The sequence below is a fragment of the Oleiphilus sp. HI0080 genome (assembly GCF_001635135.1).
Genome location: NZ_LWFU01000180.1, coordinates 1 through 580, shown reverse-complemented (window position 1 = coordinate 580; position 580 = coordinate 1). Strand labels below are relative to the sequence as shown.

The 580-nt window shown below is 49.7% G+C and carries 1 protein-coding gene; it reads left to right on the top strand.

The genetic code is table 11. From position 1 onward, the window contains the following. Positions 1-580: RIO1 family regulatory kinase/ATPase (locus A3751_RS01980; protein WP_068451530.1), on the top strand; the 580-nt coding region annotated here is incomplete at both ends.

Genomic DNA, 580 nt, shown 5'->3' with positions numbered 1-580 from the left:
GTCGAAGATGGCTTGATTGATGAAGTCATAAGCCGCCTAATGAGCGGGAAAGAAGCGGATATATTTGTCGTGCGTTGTCGCGAGACCATTCGTTGCGCAAAAGTCTACAAAGATGCGATGAAGCGCAGCTTCAAAAAGGCCGCGCAATATCAAGAAGGGCGGAAAGCGCGGAGTGGCCGCCAAGCGCGGGCCATGCAAAAAAGATCCAACTATGGTCGTCAAGAGCAGGAAAAGGTTTGGCAAAATGCCGAGGTTGACGCGCTGTCTCGTTTAGCCCGAGCTTCGGTGCGTGTTCCTGAAACGTTTGGTTGTGTAGACGGCGTATTGTTAATGGAGCTGATTACAGACGAAGAGGGTAATGTCGCACCAAGACTTGGCGATGTGCTGATGTCTGAAGAGCAAGCCATTGAAGATTACGCGCTAATGATTCACTACATTAAGCTCATGCTTTGCGAGGGAATTGTGCACGGCGATTTATCCGAGTTTAACGTACTCGTTGATGAAAGTGGCCCTGTCATTATCGACTTACCCCAAGCTGTTAATGCCGCCGCTAACAATAGCGCACAAGAGATGTTCACGC